Annotated in this window: 14 protein-coding genes and 1 pseudogene; 6 read left to right on the top strand and 9 right to left on the bottom strand. The window is 60.4% G+C overall.

Features of this window, described 5'->3' with window-relative positions; translation table 11 throughout:
• Position 1 precedes the first annotated feature (1 nt).
• The 3 genes from ACNA0J_RS14935 to ACNA0J_RS14925 form a co-directional block, all read right to left on the bottom strand.
• Complete coding sequence (locus ACNA0J_RS14935) at positions 2-976, bottom strand: Bug family tripartite tricarboxylate transporter substrate binding protein (protein ID WP_415819660.1); 975 nt, start codon at positions 974-976, stop codon at positions 2-4.
• Between the two features lie 117 nt (positions 977-1,093).
• Positions 1,094-1,996, bottom strand: a complete 903-nt coding sequence (locus ACNA0J_RS14930) for a LysR family transcriptional regulator (RefSeq protein WP_415819659.1) — start codon at positions 1,994-1,996, stop codon at positions 1,094-1,096.
• A gap of 73 nt (positions 1,997-2,069) precedes the next feature.
• Positions 2,070-5,564, bottom strand: coding sequence for an indolepyruvate ferredoxin oxidoreductase family protein (locus tag ACNA0J_RS14925; protein ID WP_415819658.1), 3,495 nt, complete (start codon positions 5,562-5,564; stop codon positions 2,070-2,072).
• A 114-nt stretch (positions 5,565-5,678) separates the two neighbouring features.
• Here ACNA0J_RS14925 and ACNA0J_RS14920 point away from each other — a divergent pair.
• Positions 5,679-6,585: pseudogene (locus tag ACNA0J_RS14920) on the top strand (LysR family transcriptional regulator).
• Positions 6,586-6,715: 130 nt separating this feature from the next.
• Here ACNA0J_RS14920 and ACNA0J_RS14915 read toward each other — a convergent pair.
• A complete protein-coding gene (locus tag ACNA0J_RS14915; protein ID WP_415819657.1) occupies positions 6,716-7,573 on the bottom strand; it encodes a fumarylacetoacetate hydrolase family protein in 858 nt (285 codons plus the stop codon).
• A 34-nt stretch (positions 7,574-7,607) separates the two neighbouring features.
• Positions 7,608-8,354, bottom strand: coding sequence for an SDR family oxidoreductase (locus ACNA0J_RS14910; RefSeq protein WP_415819699.1), 747 nt, complete (start codon positions 8,352-8,354; stop codon positions 7,608-7,610).
• A gap of 263 nt (positions 8,355-8,617) precedes the next feature.
• Here ACNA0J_RS14910 and ACNA0J_RS14905 point away from each other — a divergent pair, with 263 nt between their 5' ends.
• The 3 genes from ACNA0J_RS14905 to ACNA0J_RS14895 all read left to right on the top strand — a co-directional run bounded on the left by ACNA0J_RS14905 (position 8,618) and on the right by ACNA0J_RS14895 (position 12,742).
• Positions 8,618-9,463, top strand: a complete 846-nt coding sequence (locus tag ACNA0J_RS14905) for an IclR family transcriptional regulator (protein ID WP_415819656.1) — start codon at positions 8,618-8,620, stop codon at positions 9,461-9,463.
• Positions 9,464-9,661: 198 nt separating this feature from the next.
• A complete protein-coding gene (locus tag ACNA0J_RS14900; protein WP_415819655.1) occupies positions 9,662-10,624 on the top strand; it encodes a TAXI family TRAP transporter solute-binding subunit in 963 nt (320 codons plus the stop codon).
• Between the two features lie 90 nt (positions 10,625-10,714).
• Positions 10,715-12,742 (top strand): TRAP transporter permease, encoded by a 2,028-nt coding sequence (locus ACNA0J_RS14895; protein WP_415819654.1) that lies wholly within the window; start codon positions 10,715-10,717, stop codon positions 12,740-12,742.
• 78 nt (positions 12,743-12,820) lie between these two features.
• Here the strand turns inward: ACNA0J_RS14895 and ACNA0J_RS14890 are convergent, their stop codons facing one another.
• The 4 genes from ACNA0J_RS14890 to purN form a co-directional block, all read right to left on the bottom strand.
• Positions 12,821-15,118 (bottom strand): UvrD-helicase domain-containing protein, encoded by a 2,298-nt coding sequence (locus tag ACNA0J_RS14890; RefSeq protein ID WP_415819653.1) that lies wholly within the window; start codon positions 15,116-15,118, stop codon positions 12,821-12,823.
• Positions 15,115-16,293, bottom strand: coding sequence for a DesA family fatty acid desaturase (locus ACNA0J_RS14885; RefSeq protein ID WP_415819652.1), 1,179 nt, complete (start codon positions 16,291-16,293; stop codon positions 15,115-15,117). Before ACNA0J_RS14885 ends, ACNA0J_RS14890 begins: the two co-directional genes overlap by 4 nt.
• A 256-nt stretch (positions 16,294-16,549) precedes the next feature.
• Positions 16,550-18,013 carry an RsmB/NOP family class I SAM-dependent RNA methyltransferase gene (locus ACNA0J_RS14880; protein ID WP_415819698.1) on the bottom strand — a complete coding sequence of 488 codons (1,464 nt, stop codon included), beginning with the start codon at positions 18,011-18,013 and terminating at the stop codon, positions 16,550-16,552.
• Positions 18,014-18,516: 503 nt separating this feature from the next.
• Positions 18,517-19,179: a phosphoribosylglycinamide formyltransferase gene (gene purN, locus ACNA0J_RS14875; protein ID WP_415819651.1), complete on the bottom strand. Its 663-nt coding sequence runs from the start codon at positions 19,177-19,179 to the stop codon at positions 18,517-18,519.
• A 48-nt stretch (positions 19,180-19,227) separates the two neighbouring features.
• Between purN and ACNA0J_RS14870 the strand changes: the two genes are divergently transcribed.
• Together ACNA0J_RS14870 and ileS are read left to right on the top strand one after the other, a co-directional pair.
• Positions 19,228-20,193 carry a bifunctional riboflavin kinase/FAD synthetase gene (locus ACNA0J_RS14870; protein WP_415819650.1) on the top strand — a complete coding sequence of 322 codons (966 nt, stop codon included), beginning with the start codon at positions 19,228-19,230 and terminating at the stop codon, positions 20,191-20,193.
• Entirely contained in the window at positions 20,183-23,038 is a 2,856-nt protein-coding gene (gene ileS / locus ACNA0J_RS14865) for an isoleucine--tRNA ligase (RefSeq protein WP_415819697.1), read from the top strand. Before ACNA0J_RS14870 ends, ileS begins: the two co-directional genes overlap by 11 nt.
• The last annotated feature ends 9 nt before the right edge of the window (positions 23,039-23,047 follow it).

Genomic DNA, 23,047 nt, shown 5'->3' with positions numbered 1-23,047 from the left:
ACTATTCAACAGAGATCCCCGCGGCGGATACCAGCCCTTGGGTCTTACTGATTTCATCGACCAGGACTTTACGAGCCTGCTCTGTCGTGCTGCCTTGTGACACGAATCCGAGGGGTTGCAAGGCTTTCAATACGGCGGGGTCTTTCATCACACGCGCCGTGGCGGATTGCAGTTGACTGACTTGCTCTGGCGCCATGCCCGCGGGGCCGATCAAGGCGATCCAGGCATCATACGAATAATTTTTCACCCCGGATTCGGCCAATGTCGGCACATTTGGCAGTACCTCCAAGCGCTCAGGTGTGCTGACCGCCAAGGCACGGAGCTTGCCCGCTTGAATCTGTGCCAATACCGAGGGCACAGCCAGGAACGCCGTTTGAATCTGGCCGGACATCACATCGGTAATCAAGGCGTTACCGCCGCGATATGGGATGTGGGTCATATCGACGTTCGCGTGTGACTTGAGCAGTTCACCGGCCAGCTGCAAAACGCTGCCCGTGCCCGATGAACCGTAGTTGATCTCTTTGGGATGGGCTCGGGCAGCCGAGAGCAGAGCCCCGATATCGCGATACGGCGAGGTGTCTGATACGACAACGACGAGCGGCGTGGTGCCGATCATCGAGATAGGCGTGATGTCGCGCACGCTGTCGTAAGGCATGTCTTTGTACAAGCTGGGATTGATGGCGTGATTCGACGACACAATCGCCAGGGTATAGCCATCGGGTTTGGCGGACACCAGTTGTCGGGTACCTGGAATACCGGCAGCGCCTGACAGGTTTTCAACGATCAGGGGCTGGGCCAACGCCTTGCCCAGATTTTCCGCTACCACCCGCGCAACGACATCCGCCGTGGAACCAGGCGAGGTCGGTACGATCAGCCGTATCGGGTGATCGGGATAGTTCGCGGCCTGCGCGGCGGGCACGTGAAACAACGTGGTGGCGATGGCGAGCGTACAGGCCGCCAAAGTTCGAGCGATCATCAAGCGAGTCTCCTCATTTGGTGCAAACGGGGTCTATTGCCCTGTGGCTGAGACTATAAGGAGACGATGAGGGGATCCGAAGTGCCGTCTCGGCATGACCGACATCTTGAACCGAGATTACGCGTCCTGCGCCAGGAACCGCAGCAATACCGAGGCGCTGGCCGATAATTGCTCTGGATCGATACAGACGATGCGCATTTCGCGCCGCGCCCAGGGATCGGACAAGGGCTTTACCACCACATCCAACGCGGAGAGATATAGCTCTGCCACCTGCTGCGGCATGATGGCGATGCCCAATCCGGCATGCGCCATCCGGCACAATGCATCCAGGCTGGTGACGCGGATCTTGACTGCCAAAGTCGTGCCCATGGCTTGCGCTCGAGCGGTCAACATCTGCGTCAATGCGCTGTCGGGCCCCAGGCCCACAAAGGGTTCTCCCGCAATATCCTGCAAACTCAGTTGCCGGGCCGCGGCCTTGGGATGCGAGGCTGGCAACATGACGGACAGTCTGTCGCGACGGTACGGCAACGAATGCAGGCCCTCGATATCGGCCGTCTTATTACAGATACCGAAATCGACGTCACGCTCTCGTACGCGCCGCAACACATCGGGACTGTGGCGTTCCTCGAGCTCTATATCGATGTCGGGAAACAGCCGCTGAAAGGCAGCGACGTCCTCAGGCAAAAATTGCACGATGGCCGACAGGTTGGCTGCGATGTGCACATGCCCCTTGGCGCCGGAGTACAACCGCGAGAGGTCCGCCCCCATGGCCTCGACGTCACCGATGAGCTTGCCGGCATGGCGCAGGACCGTCTGCCCTGCCTGTGTAATGGTCACACCGCGCGTATGCCGTTGAATGAGCGGCAGGCCGATGAGGGATTCGAGTTCTGCGATGCGGCGGCTGACCGCCGAGGGCGCGATGAACTCACGCTCAGCCGCTCGCGCGATGCTGTGTTCTTGGCAAACGGCTACGAAGAGCCGCAACGACGTCAGGTCGAGTTTGCGTAGTAAATTTTCCATGCCGTTGCCAGGCGTGCGCCGTCCTCGTCAGAGGAGATGATCGTACTACACAGGCAGCGGCTTTCTCGATGACCTATGCCGCCTTTGCGACGCTTGAACCCTCTCGATATTGCCTCAGCAAGGTCTCGCGCTGCGCAGCGGCCCGCTCTGCGTTGCGCGCCTTGACATGGCCATAGCCGCGGATGCTATCGGGCAGTTCAGCCAACTGGACAGCGGCATCACGATTCAGCGCATCGAGGCTCTGGGCGAACTCATTGACCAGGTCGAAATAATCGCGCACTAATGCTTGTTCCATGCGGCGCTCGGCCGTTTTGCCAAAAAAGTCCAGGCCTGTTCCGCGCAAGCGCTTCATTGGCGCCAACGCACGAAACACCCATTCCACCCAGGGCCCGAAAGCCCGTTTCTTGCCGCCGGAGAGTGCGGGGGGAGCCAAGTGGTAAATCACACGGTAGTCCTTGCCCGGCTCACCCTCGAACTGTTCCCGCAAACGTTGCTTGAATGTGGGATCGGTGTGCAGGCGCGCGACTTCGTATTCGTCTTTGTAGGCCATCAATTTGGCCAGGTTCTTTGCCACTGCGCGCGTCAATATCGCCTCGCCCGGCAAACGGGACTCGCGATCACGAAGCGCGGCTACGGCATTCATATAGCGTTGTGCATAGGCCTCGTCCTGATAGGCACGCAAATGATCGGCCAGACGGCGAATCGTGGTGTCCAGCGACTCGGGCAATACCGCTACCGGCTGGGCGGGACGCAGTGCCGCTACGCCATGATGCGCTGCCTGACGGCCGAGCTCAAAGGCTGCGAGGTTCTTTTCTACCGATACCCCATTGAGTTTGATGGCCTGGTGCAGACTGTCGCGCGATAGCGGGATGCTGCCCTTTTGCCATGCATAGCCCAACAACAGAGGATTTGCATAGATGCCGTCGCCCAGCAAAGCCTCTGCCAGGGGACCCGCCTCGATGAAATCGCATTGCCCCGAGGTGCTGCGGCGCAAAGCGGCCTCGGCCTGGCCACCAGGGAATGTCCACGCGGGCTGAGAAAGCAGCGAGGCCGTCGGTGCAGCCGTGCTGTTGACCACGGCTCGGCCGCCATCTGGGCGTAAACGGGACAAGACCTCGGGCGAGGCCGCGACCAAAGCATCACAACCGATCACCAAATCCGCTTCGCCCAAGGCAACACGCGTGGCCTGCAGGTCCTCGGGTGTTGAGGCCAACTGTACATGACTGAGCACGGCGCCACCCTTTTGGGCGAGCCCGGCCATGTCCAGTACGGTGACGCCCTTGCCTTCGATATGAGCGGCCACGCCCAGCAATGCGCCGATGGTGACCACGCCTGTACCGCCAACGCCAGCCACCACCAGGCGATGCGCATGGCCGGCTTTCAGCGGCACGATGGCAGGCTCGGGGGCCTCGGCCAACGCCGTCGCCGTCTTTACCGGACGGGGCTTGCGCACCGTGGCACCCTCTGCGGTGATAAAGCTCGGGCAGAACCCCTGTACACAGGAAAAATCCTTGTTGCAGGACGACTGGTTGATGCGCCGTTTACTGCCCATCGGCGTCTCCAGGGGCTCGACCGACAGACAGTTGGATTGCACGGAACAATCGCCACAGCCCTCGCATACGGCCTCGTTGATAAAGGCGCGGCGCAGCGGATCAGGATAATCGCCACGCTTGCGGCGGCGGCGTTTCTCAGTAGCGCACGTCTGATCGTAGATCAACACCGTCGTGGCCAAGATGTCGCGCAATTCGCGCTGCACGGCGTCGAGTTCCTGGCGATGGTGGACCGCCACATTGGCGGGCAGTTGCAGCGCGCCATGATATTTACCGGGCTCGTCGCTGACGACCACGACACGGTTGACCCCCTCGGCCAGGACCTGCGCGGCAATCTGAGGCACGGTCAATGTGCCATCCACGGGTTGGCCGCCCGTCATCGCAACGGCATCGTTGTACAGGATCTTGTAGGTGATGGGTGCGTTGGCCGCCACTGCGGCGCGAATGGCCAACAGCCCCGAATGGAAATACGTGCCGTCCCCCAGATTGGCAAAGATATGGCGCTCGCTGGTGAAGTCTTTTTGCCCTAGCCAGGCGACGCCCTCGCCGCCCATCTGGCTGAAGGTATCAGTATTGCGATCCATCCATATCGCCATGTAGTGGCAACCAATGCCGGCCACGGCGCGCGAGCCCTCGGGAACGCGCGTCGAGGTATTGTGCGGGCAGCCCGAGCAGAACCAGGGCTTGCGCTCCTCGACCATGATGGGCTTGGCAGCCTCGCGCTCTTTGGCATCGATGATGGCCAGGCGTGCGGCGATGCGAGCTTTGAGTTCATCGGGCAAGGTTGCCTTGTCCAGGCGCGCAGCAATCGCGCGGGCGATCAATGCGGGGGAAAGCTCGTATTCCGTGGGCAATAGCGGTGTGCCGCGCGGCATGGACCACTCGCCGCCGCCATTGTCGCGCTCATCGAATTTGCCGAATATGCGGGGCCGCACATCATCGCGCCAGTTGTAGAGTTCTTCTTTTAGTGCGTATTCGAGGATCTGGCGTTTTTCTTCGACCACCAGGATTTCTTTCAGGCCTGTCGCAAACGCGCGCGCGCCCTGGGCATCGAGAGGCCAGACACAGCCGACCTTCATCAAGCGAATGCCCGCGATCTGACAGGCCTCGTCGTCCAGCCCCAGGTCGGTCAGCGCCTGACGCACGTCGAGATAGGCCTTGCCCGCAGTCATGATGCCAAAGTGTGCATCCGGCGCGTCCAGCACTACCCGGTTCAGTCCATTGGCGCGCACGTAATCCAACGCGGCATACCATTTGTGATTCAACAAGCGGGCTTCTTGGGCCACCGGGGTATCCGGCCAACGAATGTTCAGGCCGCCGGCTGGTAACTCGGTATCAGGCAACACCACGCGCACACGTGCCGGATCGAGTTCGACCGAAGCGCTGGATTCAACCACGTCCGTGACACATTTCATCGCCACCCACAAACCGGTATAGCGGCTCATCGCCCAACCGTGCAGGCCGTAGTCGAGATATTCCTGCACGTTCGACGGATACAGCACGGGAATGCCTGCAGCGATCAAGACATGTTCGGATTGGTGCGCCACGGTGGACGATTTGGCGGCATGATCATCGCCCGCCAACAGCAGCACGCCTCCATGGGCTGCGGTACCCGCGGAATTGGCGTGCTTGAGCACATCAATAGAGCGATCGACGCCCGGCCCTTTGCCGTACCACATGCCGAATACCCCATCTCGCGTCGCGTTGGGGAATAGATTCAACTGCTGCGTTCCCCAGACGGCCGTCGCGGCCAGGTCTTCGTTCAGGCCAGGCTGGAACACGATGTCGTTCGACTGTAAATGGCCTTTGGCCTTCCAGAGCGCCAGGTCCAGTCCACCCAATGGCGAACCACGGTATCCAGAGATATAACCTGCCGTGTTCAATCCCATCGCCTGGTCGCGAGCCCGTTGCAGCATGGGCAGCCGTACCAGGGCCTGGGTGCCGCTCAGATAGATGCGGCCGCTTTCTTGCGTGTATTTATCGTCCAGCGTGACATGGGTGGGCAATGGGGCGTTCACTGTGTCTCCTGATGCCTATTGATTGGCTTGATAGGAGTGTAGAAAGCCCGCTGGTTATCGTATATTCATATATTCAGTTAGCTGGTATATATAAAATTAATACCCGGAGACCGCATGACTAAAGACGTCACCGTACGGCAATTGCGCTATTTCACCGCGGCGGGCCCGCACGGGCCGCCTGTCGATGGCGGCGACTGACGAACATGTGTCGCAGTCGGCCGTGACCAACGCCATTCTGGCGCTGGAGGCTCAATTGGGTATTCGGCTGTTTGATCGTCATCCTCACGGCGTCACGCTGACACCCGAGGGTCATCATTTTCATCAGCGCGCGCGGGAAATCCTGGACGCCCTGGATGATGCCCTGCGTGAGCCTGGATTCCAGCGTTATACCCTGCGCGGCTCGGTACGCATCGCCGCGTCCTATACGGTGCTGGGCTATTTTCTGCCCGAGTTGCTGGCGCGCTTTCGCCGCCGCTATCCGGATATTGTGCTGGACCTCGTAGACATGGACCGGCCCGAGATCGAGACTGCCATTGCCAGCGGCGATGTGGAGCTCGGCGTGACACTGCTGTCGAATTCGGATACGCGCAACACGCTGAGCAAACATGTATTGGTCAAATCGCGCCGGCAATTGTGGGTGCCGGCAGGCCATCCGTTATTGGAACAAGCCGCACCGTCGCTGGCCGATGTGTCCAAGCTACCGTATATTTTGCTCGAGATGGATGAGGGCGAACGCTCTACGCTTGGGTATTGGCGGGCCCATGGCCTGCAGCCCGATATCGCGTTTCGCACGCGATCCATGGAGGCATTGCGAGGCTTGGTGGCGCATGGATTTGGCGTCACGATTTTGTCGGATATGGTTTATCGGCCCTGGTCGCTAGAGGGCAAGAAGATCGAAGCGATTCCGTTGACCGATGCGGTGCCGCCAATGGATGCCGGGCTGCTCTGGCATCCTCGCGCGGCCATGGCCCGGCCGGCCAGCGCGTTTCGGGATTTCATGATTCATGCGGCGGGCAGTTGACCGGCGTGCGCACGCATCAATGAAATCAACAACCATCCTGGAAAACGCCAGGGCACGAAGCAACGCGAGCGGCATTGCTTCGTGCCGTACAGCTTTCACCACAGACACATGCCTGCGGTGAAAACATCCATCAATCCAGCAACTCGGCGTTCCACGCATGGACGCGTTGCGTTTGCTCGCCCAGCCCTTCGATTCCCAGCCGGACCACGTCGCCGTCCTTGAGATACACCGGCGGCTTTTGACCCAGGCCGACACCAGGCGGCGTTCCGGTCGAAATCAGATCACCGGGGTACAAGGTGATGAATTGGCTGACGTAGTGAATGAGATACGCCACGTCGAAAATCATGGTCTTGGTGCTGCCGTTCTGGAAGCGCTTGCCATTGACCTCGAGCCACATGGCCAGGTTTTGCGGATCGGCAATCTCATCGGACGTCACGAGCCACGGACCGATCGGGCCGAACGTATCGCAGCCTTTGCCCTTGTCCCAGGTACCGCCACGCTCGATCTGATATTCACGCTCGGACACGTCGTTGATCACGCAGTAGCCGGCCACGTGTTTGAGCGCATCCTCTAGCGTGACGTACCGCGCCTTGGTGCCGATCACCACGCCCAACTCGACTTCCCAGTCCGTTTTCACGGAACCTTTGGGCAGCACGATGGGATCGTTGGCGCCCGACGCTCGCGACCATTTGTTGAACAGGATGGGCTCGGCCGGCGGCTCGGCGCCAGTCTCGGCGGCGTGATCGCTGTAGTTCAAGCCTATGCAGACAAACTTGCCGGGATCGGCATAGGGCGTCCCGATGCGACCGGGCTGAGCCACAACGGGCAGATTGGCCGGATCGACCTTGCGCAACGTGTCCAGCGCCTGGGGGGACAAGGTCTGGGCCGTGATATCCAGCAGCACGCCCGACAGATCACGGACGGCGCCCTGAGCATCCAACAGACCGGGCTTTTCCTGGCCCACAGGGCCGTATCGCAACAGTTTCAACACAAACTCCTTATCAAGATGCAGGACTATCTACTCAGTTCGACCAGCCGCCGTCAATGATCTGCGTCGTGCCGGTCGTGAAGCTGGACTCGTCTGACGCAAGATACAACGCCAAGGCGGCAATCTCTTGCGGCTTGCCTACTCGCCCAATGGGTTGGCGGGACACGAAATCTGCCCGCACCTGTTCTACGGATTTTCCATATTTGTCCGCCTGCCCGGCAATGCGCTCTTGCAAGGACGGGGACTCGACCGTACCGGGACAAATACTATTGCAGCGGATACCCTGCCCGACAAAATCCGCGGCGATGGATTTGGTCAGGCCGACCACAGCGGCCTTGCTCGCGCCGTATGCGAATCGATTGGGCACCCCTTTGACGCTGGATGCGGCTGAGGCCATGTTGATGATAGAGCCACGGCCCTGGCGCAGCATACCCGGTAAAAATGCACGGATCGTCTCGTACATGGCAGTGACGTTTAACGTAAAAGAAAAATCCCAAGCCTGGCGATCGCAACTCAGAATGTTGCCGTCATGCACATAGCCCGCGCAATTGAACAGCACGTCGATATCGCCCAACTCGGCCGCCAACGCGCTAATCGCCTGGGAATCCATCACATCCAGCTGCCGTGTTTCGCAACCGCGGAGATCACTTAACAACGCTGGCTTGATATCGGTGGCGATGACGCGTGCCCCCTCAGCAATGAACAACTCCGCCGTCGCGCGGCCGATACCCCGCCCCGCAGCCGTCACCAAAGCAATTTTTCCTGCCAAACGATCAGCCATCATGTCTCCGGTCTATTGATTGAATAGATTTTATTTTTATATATGAAAAATGCTTTCTATCATATATTGCGTGTTATCACGTTATTACTATAGTATTTTTTTGTTTTCCTTGGGAGAAAAACGCATGTCCTCCATCAAAATTTCCCTCTATTATTTTTACATATAAGATATATTTTTAAATATAAAATATCGTTCCAGACTCACATCCGCACATCGATAAAGCAGTGCCGTTTTCCGCTCCCCTGCCACTTCGTTCCCCACAGATGAATACCTCCATCCCTTCCGCAGAGACCTTGCCGACGCACCACGCCGCAGATGAAGCGCTGGCCGAAAAGGCCGCACGCTACAGCGCGCCCGCGCTGGAAAAAGGCCTGGACATCCTGGAAGCGCTCAGCGCCAGTGCGCAGGGCTATACGTTGAATCAGCTCAGCCAGGTCCTCGGACGCAACGTCAACGAGATTTTCCGCATGGTCGTGACACTGCAGCATCGCGGCTATATCCAGGCCGACGAAAACGACCGCTACACGCTGACGCTGAAAATGTTCACCCTGGCAAACCGCCAACCGCCACTCAAATCGCTCGTGAGTGCGGCATTGCCGTTGCTGCAAGAGTTGGCCGAGCGCACACGTCAATCCGCCCATCTGGCCATCTATCAAAACGGCCGCGTCGTCGTCGTGGCGCAGGCCGACAGCCCGGAACGCTGGTCGTTCGGCCTGAAGGTCGGTGTCGTGATGGGGCTGACCGATACGTCCTCCGGCCACGTCCTGTTGGCCCATCAAGACGAGGTGACGCGCACGCGCATGCTGAGCAGCCACATCCATGTTGAAGGCGAGCTCGACATGGATCCGGGGCAATTGTTCTCATTGCTGGAGACGGTGCGCCAGACGGGCTACGCCATGATGCCCAGCATCCAGATCCAAGGCGTGACGAATATCGCTCATCCTGTGTGGGGCCAAGGGCAACGCGTGGTCGCCGCCATCAATATCCCGCATATTGCCCGCATCGACGGTACGCCTACACCGAATACCGAGCAGATCAAACAGATGCTGGCTGAGATTTGCACGCGCCTGTCTCAGCGGATCAGCGACGCGTCGGCTCCTCAGTCCTGAAGCAGGCTGCAAAAATGCGGCGCTCGGGGATATCTCCGCGTTGTTGTGACACCCTTCGGCGAGAAAGTCCCGATTGACGCTTCGCTTGCACGCGAGTTAAACAGGGGCAGGACTCGCCCGAGTCCACACAAGCAAAAAGCGCAAACAGGCAGGCATTCCTCTCGCGACGATGCCTGACCCAGCGCACGAGGAGACCACATGAAGCTTTCAGTAAAGAGGTTTGCATGTATCCTGGGTTTCTCGTTGCTGGCCGTGCAGACGGCCGGGGCCGAGAACCTCTCCATTGCAACAGGCGGCACGGGCGGGGTTTATTACCCGATCGGCGGCGGCATGGCGTCCATCCTGTCCAAGAAGGTCCCAGGCCTGGAGGCGACGGCAGAAGTCACCGGCGGATCGGTGGACAATCTCAAATTGGTGGGCTCAGACGACAGCTATATCGGCATGACCATGTCCGATGCCGCACTGGACGCCTACCAGGGCAAAGACAAATTCAAGGGCAATAAACAAGCACTGCGCACACTGATGATCATGTACCCCAACAGCATGCACGTCGTCACGCTGCAGGGTAAGAACATAGAAAAATTCGCGGATCTGAAAGGCAAGCGCATATCGACGGGATCGCCCGGCAGCGCAACCGAAGTGATGGCGTTTCGCGAGCTGGAGGCCGCTGGACTGGATCGCGACAAAGATGTCCAACGCGAACGCCTGAGCGTGGCCGAATCGGTCAATGCCTTGAAAGACAACAAGATCGACGCGTTCTTCTGGGTGGGCGGCCTGCCCACTGCAGCAGTGACAGACCTGGCCAACACGCCGGGGACAACGTTGCTGATGATAGACAACGCCGATCTGGTGCCGGCCATGAACGAGAAGTACGGCAAACTCTACGTGCAATCGGTCATCGGCAAAGACGTCTACCGCGGCATGAAGACCGACAACAAGAATGCCAACGTGATGAACCTGCTGGTGGCTAACGAGGAGATGGACGACAAAACAGCCTATAACATCGTCAAGACCATCTTCGAAAGCCGTGACGATCTGATCGCCGTACACAAGATCACGGCGGATTTTGCGCTCGACAAGCAAAAATCGGCCGCCAGTCCTATTCCCTTTCACCCCGGGGCGGCCAAGTATTTCCAGGAACGCGGCGCCTCGCTCGATTAAGCAGGCTCCGCCTCATGCCGGTCCCGCCTGCGGCGGGACCGGCGTCGGCACACCATTGCCGCAACCGCATCCTGGAAGAGAGACCCCGGCATGACCGAATCCAACGAACAGAATTCCGCACATGTCAGTGACGAAGCCTTGCGCAAGGCCGAGCAATACATCGAGGAAGAAGAAGGCGCGATCAATCATATCGGCGGCACGCTGGGTGTGTTTCTGGCGGTGCTGGCGGTATTGATGTCGCTTTTCCATCTATATGCCGCCTACGCGATCGTGCCCACTCAGGCGCTGCGCCCCTTGCACGTGAGCATGGTGCTGGCGCTGTGTTTTCTGATGTTCCCCATCGCCAAACGTTATCGGCATCGCATCATGTGGTGGGATTGGCTGATGTCGGCATTGGCGGTGGCCACCGTGGTCTATCTGCTGCTGGGAGGCGACGAATTCACCGACCGCAATACCTTTCCCAATGCCTGGGACATCGCATTCGGCTCGGCCTTGATTCTGTTAGTCATGGAGGCAATGCGCCGTACCATAGGCTGGATTCTGCCCGTCATATCCAGCTGCTTTCTGCTGTACGCCTTTCTGGGCAACTATCTGCCTCATCCCTGGACGCATCGAGGCTATGACCTGGGCCGTCTGGTGGGCTTCATGTATATGACGCTCGAGGGTATCTACGGGGTGGCTGTCGATGTGTCTTCGTCGTTGATCATTCTGTTCACGATTTTCGGCGCGTTTCTGCAGTTTTCGGGTGCCGGCAAGTTCTATATCGATTTCTCTTTTTCGGCGATGGGCGGCAAACCCGCGGGAGCAGGACGCACCGTGGTGCTGGCCTCTTTTCTGCTGGGTGGACCATCAGGCTCGGGCGTAGCCACGACCGTGACCCTGGGTACCGTAGCGTGGCCGATGCTGGCTAAAGTCGGCTATGCGCGCAACGCGGCAGGAGGTCTGTTATCAGCTGGAGGTCTGGGGGCGATCATCTCACCGCCGGTGATGGGGGCTGCGGCTTTTATCATCGCCGAGTTCCTGCACATCTCGTATCTGGACGTGCTGCTGATGGCAGTCATCCCGACGCTGCTTTTTTATCTGGCGCTGTTCTTCATGGTCGAGATCGACGTGCACAAGTACGGAATGCGCAACGTCGATATCAAGCGCGTAGACACAGTCTGGAACCTGACGCGACGCTATTGGTACCACTTTCTGTCGCTGGTTTCCATCATCGCTTTCATGCTGCTGGGTTTCTCGCCGGTACTGTCCGTGTTCTGGGCCACGGTGGTGTCTTTCTTGACGAGCTTTCTGCGTCCGGAAACGGCGATGATCTCTCGCGATCTGTTCCGCGGCAAGGGGCGTATAGCCGAGCATTTGTTCAACTCACCGCTGATACAGGCGTTGAAAGCGGGCTCGCTCGGCATGTTGAGCGTGGGCGCGACCTGCGCCGGCGCAGGCATCATCGTCGGCGTCGTCACGCTGACCGGGCTCGGGCTGAAATTCAGCGGCATTGTGATCGACTACGCAGCCGGGTCGCTGCTGTTGACGGCGATTTATACCGCGCTGGTCGTCTGGATCATCGGCTTGGCCGTGCCCGTGACCGCTTCCTACATCATCTGCGCCGTCATCACGGCGCCTGCATTGATCAAGCTGGGCGTGCCGGATTTCGCCGCGCATATGTTCATTTTTTACTACGCCGTATTATCGGAGGTTTCACCGCCCACGGCCCTCTCGCCATTCGCCGCTTCGGCGATCACCGGCGGAGATCCCTACAAGACCACCATGCAGTGTTGGAAATACACCATCCCGGCATTTTTGGTGCCCTTTATTTTTGTGCTGGATCCGGGTGGCCAGGGATTGCTGCTGATGGGTTCGACCAAAGCGCTGGCGGGGGCTGACTGGTGGAGCATCGCCGCCGCCACGTTCACCGCAGCAAGCGGCATTTTCGCGTTGGCGATTGGCTTTCAAGGATGGCTGCTGGATCGAGTCAACGCGGTCGAGCGCACGATGTTGATCGTCGCTGGTTTCGCGTTGGTCTATCCCGATCCGGTATCGACCACGATAGGCTTTTCGTTGGTGGTAATTGCGTTGGGACTATATGCATGGCGCCGACGCATGGCGGTGCGGATGAGTTGATCGCCCACTGGCAAAACAGGCCGACGATGTGTTGGGTGGCAGATCCATTGATCCGCATCCTATCGTCGGCCCACAATATCAGCCTTGGACGATATCCAGCTTGGCAATGCCCAGTGCCAATGTCTTGGCTCCCACATCGCGGAACTGGATTTGCGCCTGGGCATCCTGGCCTGAACCGCTCAGGCCGATGATGGTGCCATCACCGAATCGGGCATGATGCACGCCCTGGCCGATGCGGAATTGCTTGTCGCCCACGGTCACTCCCGAGGTCACGCCGCGTGGCGTCCGCGGTGAGATCGTTCCGGTCGAACGGCGTCCGAACGCGTCGCCGTGACTGACACGAGCCGCCGATTCGCCAAAGCCGGCGTGCGCATGGCCCACACCACCTCGCGGGGTCAACCATTTCAGGTGTTGCTCCGGAATCTCGTCCAGGAACCGCGACCGCATGGCGTAGCGCGTCTGGCCGTGCAACATGCGGCTCTGCGCCAAGGTGAGGTAAAGACGCTCGCGCGCGCGCGTGATGGCCACATACATCAGACGGCGCTCTTCCTCGAGCCCGGAGGCCTCGAGAATGCTGTTCTCGTGAGGGAATAAGCCTTCTTCGAGACCGGTGATGAACACCGCGTCGAACTCCAACCCCTTGGCGGCATGTACGGTCATCAGTTGCACGGCGTCCTGACCAGCCTGAGCCTGATTGTCGCCCGCCTCCAGCGAGGCGTGTGACAGGAACGCGGCCAATGGCGTCATGCCTGTCGAGATCTCGGCCGGCGCATCGACCACGCCGGGCATCAAGGTACTGTCGACGGCGCCTTCGGGCACGATACCGGCAGGCAAACCGTCGAAGTTTTCCTCCGAGGCGAACACCGCCGCGGCCGTGATCAACTCGTTCAAGTTTTCGAGACGCTCGGCACCATCGCGATCGGCCTTGTAGTGCTCAATGAGGCCGCTGGTCTCGAGCATGTGCTCGACCAGCTCTGGCAGCGGCAGTTCGCGAGTTTCGTCAGTCAAACGGCCGATCAGTTGCGCAAACTGAGCCAGATTGGCGCCGCCCTTTCCAGGCACGCGGGCCACGGCGCCATAGAGGCTCGTGTCGAGCGTACGGGCCGCATCGGCCAACTGTTCCAGCGTGCGCGCACCGATGCCGCGCGTGGGGAAATTGACAACGCGCATCCAGGACGTGTCGTCATGGGGATTGGCCATCAAACGCAAATAGGCCAACGCGTGTTTGATTTCCTGGCGCTCGAAAAAGCGCAGGCCGCCGTAGACCTTGTACGGAATGCCGGCCGAAAACAGCGCATGCTCGATCACACGGGATTGTGCGTTGCTGCGGTACAGAACGGCGATCTCGCGACGCAGGCTGCCCTCGTTGATGAGCGAGCGCATCTCGTCGACCAACCATTGGGCCTCCATGCCATCCGAGGGTTGCTCGATGACGCGGATGGGCTCGCCCTCGCCTTGTTCGGTCCAGAGGTTCTTACCCAGGCGGCCGCTATTGTGGCCAATGAGGGCGTTGGCCGAATCCAGGATGTGGCCGTAGGACCGGTAGTTTTGTTCCAGCCGAATGACGGTGCCGCGCGCATAGTCGCGCTCGAAATCCGCCATGTTGCCCACGTTGGCGCCACGAAAGGCATAAATCGACTGATCGTCGTCACCCACGGCAAAAATGGCAGCGCCGCCCCCGGCCAGCAGCTTGAGCCACTTGTATTGCAGGGTATTGGTGTCCTGGAACTCGTCGACCAGGATGTGACGAAAACGACGCTGGTAGTGTTCGCGTACCGGTGCGTTGCGCGTCAATAGCTCGTACGCACGCAACAGCAACTCGGCAAAGTCGACCACACCCTCGCGCTGGCACTGCGCCTCGTACAACTGATAGATCTCGATCAAGCGGCGGCGATGGCTGTCGTAGGCCTCGATATCGCCGGGACGCTCGCCCGCCTCTTTGGCGCCGCTGATAAAACGCTGGACGTCGCGAGGGGGATATTTTTCGTCGTCGATACCGTTGGCTTTCAAGAGGCGCTTGATGGCCGCCAATTGATCGGTAGTATCGAGAATCTGAAAGGATTGCGGCAGACCCGCATCACGATGATGCGCACGCAGCATGCGATTGCACAGCCCGTGAAAGGTACCGATCCACAGACCGCGCGTATCGATCGGCAAGATCGCCGACATGCGCGACAGCATCTCGCGCGCAGCCTTGTTGGTAAACGTGACAGCCAGCAGCCCAAATGGACTGGCCTGACCGGTTTGAATCAGCCAGGCCATGCGGGTCGTCAAGACCCGTGTCTTGCCGCTACCCGCCCCGGCGAGAACCAGGGCGTGCTGCGGATCAAGCGTTACTGCGGCGCGTTGTTCGGGATTGAGTTGCTCTAGCATCATGCCGCGTAGCGGCTGAGACGTTGCGCAAATTGCTCGAGCCCGGCGATGCCGCTTTGCTGGGCGCGCTGGCACCAGGCCTGCAGGTCATGTAAAAGTTGCTCGCTGCTGGCGCTGGAGCTTTCCCACAAGCGGCCCAACTCACGGCGCATTTGCACCAGGGTGGACAACGACTTGTTGTGTGCGATGGCCTGATCGACCTCGGCGCGCTGCTCGGGATGCAGGACATCCTCGTTGCGGTGCAGCCAACGGCGGACACGCTGCAAACGCGATGCGCTGTGGTCCTTGCCGAGCTCTTCGCGCAGCGTGGTCTTGATGATCTCGCCGTAACGAGCCATGACCTCGTAACGGTGCGTGATCACGCCTTGCAGCGTACGCAGATCGATGGCCTTGGTGTTCGTTTCGAGCTTGAGCTTGGGCGCGACCTTGCGGACCTTGGCCAAGCCGAAGAACTTCAGCACCTGGATGTAGCCCCAGCCGATATCGATCTCGTACCACTTGGCCGAGAACTTGGCCGACGTGCCATGAGCGTGGTGGTTGTTGTGCAGTTCTTCGCCACCGATCACGATGCCCCAGGGAAATACGTTGGTGCTGGTGTCCGGGCTGTTGTAGTTGCGATAGCCCCAGAAGTGGCCGATACCGTTGACCACCCCCGCCGCCCAGAACGGAATCCAGGCCATTTGCACCGCCCAGACCGTCAAGCCGATCGCGCCGAACAGGGCCACGTCGATCGCCAGCATGGTGAGCACGCCCCACAGGCTGTGCTTGGTGTAGACGTTTTGCTCGAGCCAGTCGTCCGGCGTACCGTGGCCGAATTTAGCCATGGTTTCCTTGTTGGCAGACTCTACGCGATACAGATCAGCGCCACGGAACAATACCTTCCAGACACCGAACAGCATCGGCGAATGAGGATCGCCCTCTTTTTCGCATTTGGCGTGGTGCTTACGGTGAATGGCGACCCATTCCTTTGTGACCATGCCCGTCGTCATCCAGAGCCAGAACCGGAAGAAATGCATTACTGCGGGGTGTAAGTCGAGACCGCGGTGCGTCTGGCTGCGGTGCAGGAAGATCGTGACCGCCACGATGGTGACGTGCGTCATCACCAAGGTGAACAGAACAATCTGCCACCAGCTGGCTTGGGTAAACCCGCCGGAGAGGAAGGAAAGGAATTGATCCATAAAGCTTTTTGCGACCCTCGCGTAAAGGAATGGAACGCAGTTTAGCGTACCTGACTTGCTTATGACAGCGGGATTTCAAAATAGTTTTTGTGATAAATCAAGGACTAAGCTGCGATACCCGGCCCGGGGGGAGAATTTCGACCCGCGGAGCGGGCCTCTGCCCCGGGCGAGGCGGCATGTCGATGATGCCACGCCAAAAACACATTTTGCAACAAGCTGCCAGACGAACTGTGGCTTTTCCGTCCTAGTGGCAGGGTTATTCGGCAGACGGCTTGGTTTCGGCAGGAGCAAGTTTGGCTCCCGCGGGGCCGGCGCCTGTGTCAACGGAGGCAGGCTCGGTCTGACCGGCAGTGGACCCACTATCAGCGACGAGCTCGCTCTCAACAGCCACAGATTCACTATCCGCGGAGGCAGACCCAGCTTCGTCAGACGTAGACGCCGTCTCATCGGACACCGGTGCCGCAGCCCCCGTCTTTTTACGCTCTAACACGGCAGCGAAAAAACCATCCGTGCCGTGTACGTCGGGACGCAACTGGACGTAGGGGCCCTCGAGATCGAGTTCCGGACAACGGCTGGCCAAAATTTCAGCAGCATCCAGGCGCTCGAAATCGGGGTGCGTGTCCAGGAACTGCTGCACCTGGATCTCATTTTCCTCGGCCAGCAAGCTGCAGGTGGCATACACCAGGCGCCCGCCCGGGGCAACGCAACGTGCGGCGCTATTCAGGATACGCGTCTGCAGCGCCCCCAATTCCGCCAAGGCCTCGGGATGCTGACGCCATTTCAGATCGGGATTGCGGCGCAATGTGCCAATCCCGCTGCAAGGGGCATCGACCAGTACGCGCTGAGCTTTGCCTGCCAGGCGTTTTACGCGCGCATCGTTTTCGCTGTCGATCGCCACCGGCACCACGTTGGATAGCCCGCTGCGGGCAAAACGGGGTTTGGCGCGCGCCAACCGGGCGGCCGAGACATCAAAGGCATACAAACGCCCGGTAGAACGCATCAGCGCGCCCAAGAGCAACGTTTTACCGCCCGCCCCGGCGCAGAAATCGATAATCATCTCGCCGCGGCGCGGGCCGACCAGCAAAGCCAGTAGCTGGCTGCCCTCATCCTGGACTTCCAGGCTGCCGTTCTCGAATAACGGCCACCGATTGACCGCTGGCCTGCCGGCCAGCCGGATACCCCACGGGGAATACGGGGTGGCCTGGGGCTCAAAACGCGCCGCGGGACCGTCGCCCAAGGCAGCCAGCGCCGCCTCGCGTTCCATCTTGAGGGGGTTGACCCGCAAATCGAGCGCTGCCGGGCGGTTGAGCGCCGACATCAGCGATTCTGGATCATCCAGTTTGCCCAGACGTTCGTCCAGCCAATCGGGCATGCTGGTACGGACGGCACGGGGTAATGTGGCGGGGTTGATGCGGCTGACGCGTTGCAGCCAATCGTGCTCGGAGGGATCCAGACCGTCTTCTAAAAACGCCGCACCCAAGGTAGCCGCCAAGCCCAGGATTGCCAGGCGGCGCGAGGCCGGGCCGCTGCCGCTTTCGGCGAGTTGACGATAGCGGCGCAAGTGGCGCAGCACGTCGTACACGGCCTCGGCCACCTCGCCACGGTCGCGCCCACCCAGCGTGGGATGAGCACGGAACCAGTGCGACAAGGTGGCATCGGCGGGGTAGGTCCATTGCAGGATCTCGCCCAAGACACGCTGAACCTGATCGATACGGATCACGGCGCGCGGCGTGCGAGGCTGCGTGTCGGGCTGAGACCGGGGCTGGCCGGGGCGCCCCTGGGAGCGGGACCGATCCGAGTCGCCCGAGCGCCCTTCAGGCCGAGGCCGGTCCGAATAGCCAGGTCGTCCTTCGGAGCGAAACCGATCCGAGCCACCCGAGCGTCCTTCGGGCCGAGNCCGGTCCGAATAGCCAGATCGTCCCTCGGACCGAGACCGATCNGAGNCNCCCGAGCGTCCTTCGGGCCGAGGCCGGTCCGAATAGCCAGATCGTCCCTCGGACCGAAAGGGCCCGCTGGAGGTGCGACGGGCTCCACCACGAGAGCCTGTTTCAGAACGGTTCGTGGAAAAAGCGCCTGCGGGACGCTGCCGAGAGGCGGGATTCTTGCTCATTGTGGTTCCATGCGTGGCCAAGGCGGCGCCTTGACCGGTCAAAATTCAGGGCCGAGACAAACTGCCTCGGCGGATGATAACGAGAGATTTCGCTGGGGGGTATGGTCAGGCCGTCAGACCTCGCCCCCGATAAACAAACGTTGCGGATCGCCATCGACCTCGACACGATGATCGACCGTCATATGCACCCTGCCCTCGACCAGCCAGCGAACCGCTGCGGGATAGGCCTGGTGCTCAACGGCCAGTACGCGATCAGCCAGGATATCAGGTGTATCACCCGCCCGGACAGGGACGCAGCCCTGCGCGATGATGGGTCCGTGATCCAGCACCGGCGTCACAAAATGCACGGTACATCCGTGCAGTTGCACTCCCGTCGCCAACGCCTGAGCGTGCGTATGCAAGCCAGGGAACATGGGCAGCAACGAGGGATGAATATTCACCAACCGGCCGGCGTAGTGATTCACAAACCCCGGGGTCAGGACGCGCATGAAACCAGCCAACAACACATAATCAGGCTGGTACCGGTCGATTTCCTCGGCCAGGGCCGTATCGAAAGCTTCCCGGCTAGGGAAATCCTTGTGATACAGCGCGCCGGTGGCGATGCCCTGTTCGCGCGCCCATGACAGCCCGGCCGCATCGGGGCGGCTGGCAATGACGGCGCAGACCTCGGCGGGCCATGCCTCGTCGCGACAGGCGTGAACCAGGGCTTGCATATTGCTGCCCCGCCCCGAAATGAGGATAACCAGGCGACGTTTTAAAGTTGAGGATTCCGGCAAGATGAGATATTCCAAGGCAAACCAACCTAAAATTGTAAACTCTCGGTTGTGAAAACCTTGCTGCAACTCTATCGATCGGTCCCGCCGCCTGCGCGGCGATCCCCTTGCGCGCTGACAATCGGCAATTTTGACGGCGTTCATCGCGGTCATCAGGCCATTCTGGCGCGAGTACGGCAGGCGGCCCGCGAACGCGGACTGCTGCCCTCGGTGCTGACATTCGAGCCACATCCCCGTGAATATTTCGCCACGTTGAACCAACGGCCGGAATTGGCGCCGACGCGCATCTCGGGTTTGCGCGACAAACTCGAAGCGCTCGCCAGCCAGGACATGGCGCAGATCATCATCGAGCGATTCAATGCGCGATTCGCGGATATGTCTGCCAACGCCTTCATTGAGGAACTCTTGGTGGGCGGCCTGCAGACACGTTGGCTGCTGGTGGGAGAAGACTTCCGCTTTGGCCGCAAGCGCAGCGGCGACGTAGATCTGCTGCGCGAGGCGGGCATGGTGCACGGGTTCGAGGTGCAGACGATCGCTGACGTGACCGACCGCCAAGGGCATCGGGTATCGAGCTCGGAGGTCCGCACCGCACTCGCGGTGGGCGACCTGGATCGAGCCGAGCATCTGCTGGGACGTCCATTCCAGATCAGCGGACACGTGATTCACGGCCAGAAACTCGGCCGTACGCTCGGTTTTCCCACTCTGAACCTGCGCGTTGCGCCACGCTGTGCCGCGCGCTCGGGGATTTATGTAGTGCGAGTACATGGATTGGGCGAGCAACCGCGCCCCGCCGTCGCCAGTCTGGGAGTCCGTCCCACCGTCGAGGACCACGGACGTGTGCTATTAGAGTCACACCTGCTCGATGGCCCGGCTGACGCATACGGTAAACTCATACGCGTTGAGTTCCTGCACAAATTGCGGGACGAAGAAAAATTTCCCGATCTGCCTTCCCTGACAGCCGCCATCGCCGACGACGCGCAAAACGCGCGTGCCTATTTTGCCGTTCATGGACTATAAAAAAACCCTCAATCTGCCCGACACCTCCTTTCCGATGCGAGGTGATCTTGCCAAACGCGAACCCGCCTGGGTCACCCAGTGGGAAGAAAACCACGTGTATCAAGCCATACGCGCCGCCAGCCGTGGCCGGCCGCGCTTTGTGCTGCACGACGGACCGCCGTATGCCAACGGCGACATCCACATTGGTCACGCAGTCAACAAGATCCTGAAGGACATTATCGTCAAGAGCCGCAACATGGCCGGCTACGACGCGCACTACGTGCCGGGCTGGGACTGTCACGGCATGCCGATCGAGATCCAGATCGAAAAGAAATTCGGCAAGCACCTGCCCGTGACGGAGGTCCAGTCCAAAGCACGGGCTTACGCGCTGGAACAAATTGATCGCCAACGCAAGGACTTCAAGCGTCTGGGGGTATTGGGCGAGTGGGATCGCCCCTACCTGACCATGAACTACAGCAACGAGGCGAACGAGATCCGTGCGCTGGGCGGCATCCTGCAAAAGGGCTACGTATTCCGTGGCCTGAAGCCCGTGAATTGGTGTTTCGACTGTGGATCGGCGTTGGCCGAGGCCGAGGTCGAATACGCCGATCGCGTGGATCCGGCGATCGACGTCGCGTTCCCCTTCGCAGATAAGCCGGGCGTGGCAAAGGCCTTTGGCCTGGATTCTGTCGATGATGGCGCAGTGGTGATCTGGACCACGACGCCGTGGACGATTCCTGCCAACCAGGCGTTGAATGTGCACCCTGAGCTGGAATACGCGCTGGTGCGCGTCACGCCGGCAACGGCGCATGGTTCGCTGCTGCTGTTGGCCAGCGAGCGCGTAGAGGCCTGCCTGAAAGCCTGGAATCTGCAAGGCGAAATCATCGCCACCACCACGGGCGCTGCGCTCGATGGATTGCGTTTCCATCATCCGCTGGCCTCGGCGGATGCAGGGTATGCCCGCACCTCGCCGATCTACCTGGGCGACTATGTCACGATCGACACCGGTACCGGTGTCGTGCACTCGGCCCCCGCCTACGGTATCGAGGACTTTGTGTCGTGCAAGGCGCACGACCTGCCCGACGATCAGATCCTGAATCCCGTGTTGGGCGACGGCAAGTATGCCGAGACCCTGCCCCTGTTCGGCGGCCTGTCCATCTGGGATGCCAATCCGCGCATCGTCGAGGCCCTGAGGGCCGCGGGCTCGCTGATGGATGTGCAAAAACTGTCGCACAGCTATATGCACTGCTGGCGCCACAAGACCCCCGTCATCTACCGCGCCACCAGCCAATGGTTTGCCGGCATGGACGTCAAGCCTGCCGATGGCGGTCTCACGCTGCGCGAGAGCGCCTTGGCCGGCATCGATGCAACGGCGTTCTATCCGTCCTGGGGCCGTGCCCGCCTGCACGCCATGATCGCCAACCGGCCCGACTGGACCTTGTCGCGCCAACGCCAATGGGGTGTGCCCATGGCGTTTTTCGTGCACAAGGAAACCGGCGCCCTGCATCCGCGTACCGTCGAATTGCTGGAACAAGTCGCGCAACGTGTTGAACAACACGGCATCGAGGCTTGGCAGTCGCTCGATCCGCGCAACCTGCTGGGTGACGAGGCCGATCAATACGAAAAGAACCGAGACACCCTCGATGTCTGGTTCGACTCGGGCACCACGCACGCTACCGTGCTGGGCGGCAAAGACCAGGTTCTGGGCGGCTCGCACGGCGCGGAATTGGCTTGGCCGGCTGATCTGTACCTGGAGGGTTCCGACCAGCACCGCGGCTGGTTCCACTCGTCGCTGCTGACCGGCTGCATGCTGTATGGCCAACCGCCGTACAAGGCCCTGTTGACGCACGGTTTCGTGGTCGATGGCCAAGGCCGCAAGATGAGCAAGTCGGTGGGCAACGTCATCGCCCCGCAAAAAGTGTCCGACTCGCTCGGCGCCGAGATCTTGCGATTCTGGGTCGCCTCGACGGACTACTCCGGCGAGCTGTCGATTTCCGACGAGATCCTCAAACGCGTGGTCGAGGGCTACCGCCGCATTCGCAACACGCTGCGCTTCTTGTTGGCCAATCTGGCCGACTTCGATGCCGTCAGCCAGGCAGTGCCGTATGACGAGCTGTTCGAAATCGACCGCTACGCATTGGCCATGACGGCGCAAATGCAGGCTGAAGTCATCGCACAGTACGAACGCTATGACTTCCACCCCGCTGTCTCGCGTTTGCAGACGTTCTGCTCCGAGGATCTGGGCGCGTTCTATCTGGATATCCTCAAGGACCGCCTGTACACCACCGCCACCGATAGCGTAGCGCGCCGTTCGGCACAGACGGCGCTGCTGGAAATCACGCAGACACTGCTCAAGCTGATGTCCCCCATCCTGTCGTTCACTGCCGAAGAAGCCTGGAAAGTCCTGGTCGATTCGGCGCTGAAACACCAGGCCGATGCACCGCGCGTCACGATTTTCACCGAGGTGTTCCACACGCTGCCGCCGTATGCCGAGGCGTTGACCGGCAAGTGGGCGCGTCTGCGCGCCATCCGTGCCGACGTACAGCGCAAGCTCGAAGAAGTCCGCACGGCAGGCGGTATCGGCTCGTCGTTGCAAGCCGAAGTCGATCTGCATGCCGACGGTGACGATCGCGCCATCCTGGAAAGCCTGGGCGACGATCTGCGATTCGTGTTGATCGTCTCGCGCGCTACGGTCCATGCAGGTACAGGCGATTTGCGCATCGAGATCACGCCGTCCACGAACAAGAAATGCGAGCGCTGCTGGCACTGGCGTCTGGATGTAGGCAGCGATGCGGACCATCCCGAGATCTGCGGCCGTTGCGTGTCCAACTTGTTTGGCTCGGGTGAGCCGCGCGACAAGGCCTGACACATGTCG

The sequence above is a fragment of the Bordetella tumbae genome, from assembly GCF_965139195.1.
Taxonomy (GTDB): domain Bacteria; phylum Pseudomonadota; class Gammaproteobacteria; order Burkholderiales; family Burkholderiaceae_B; genus Bordetella_A; species Bordetella_A tumbae.
Note: the sequence above shows the minus strand (reverse complement) of the source record. Positions and strands in the feature narration are given on the sequence as shown.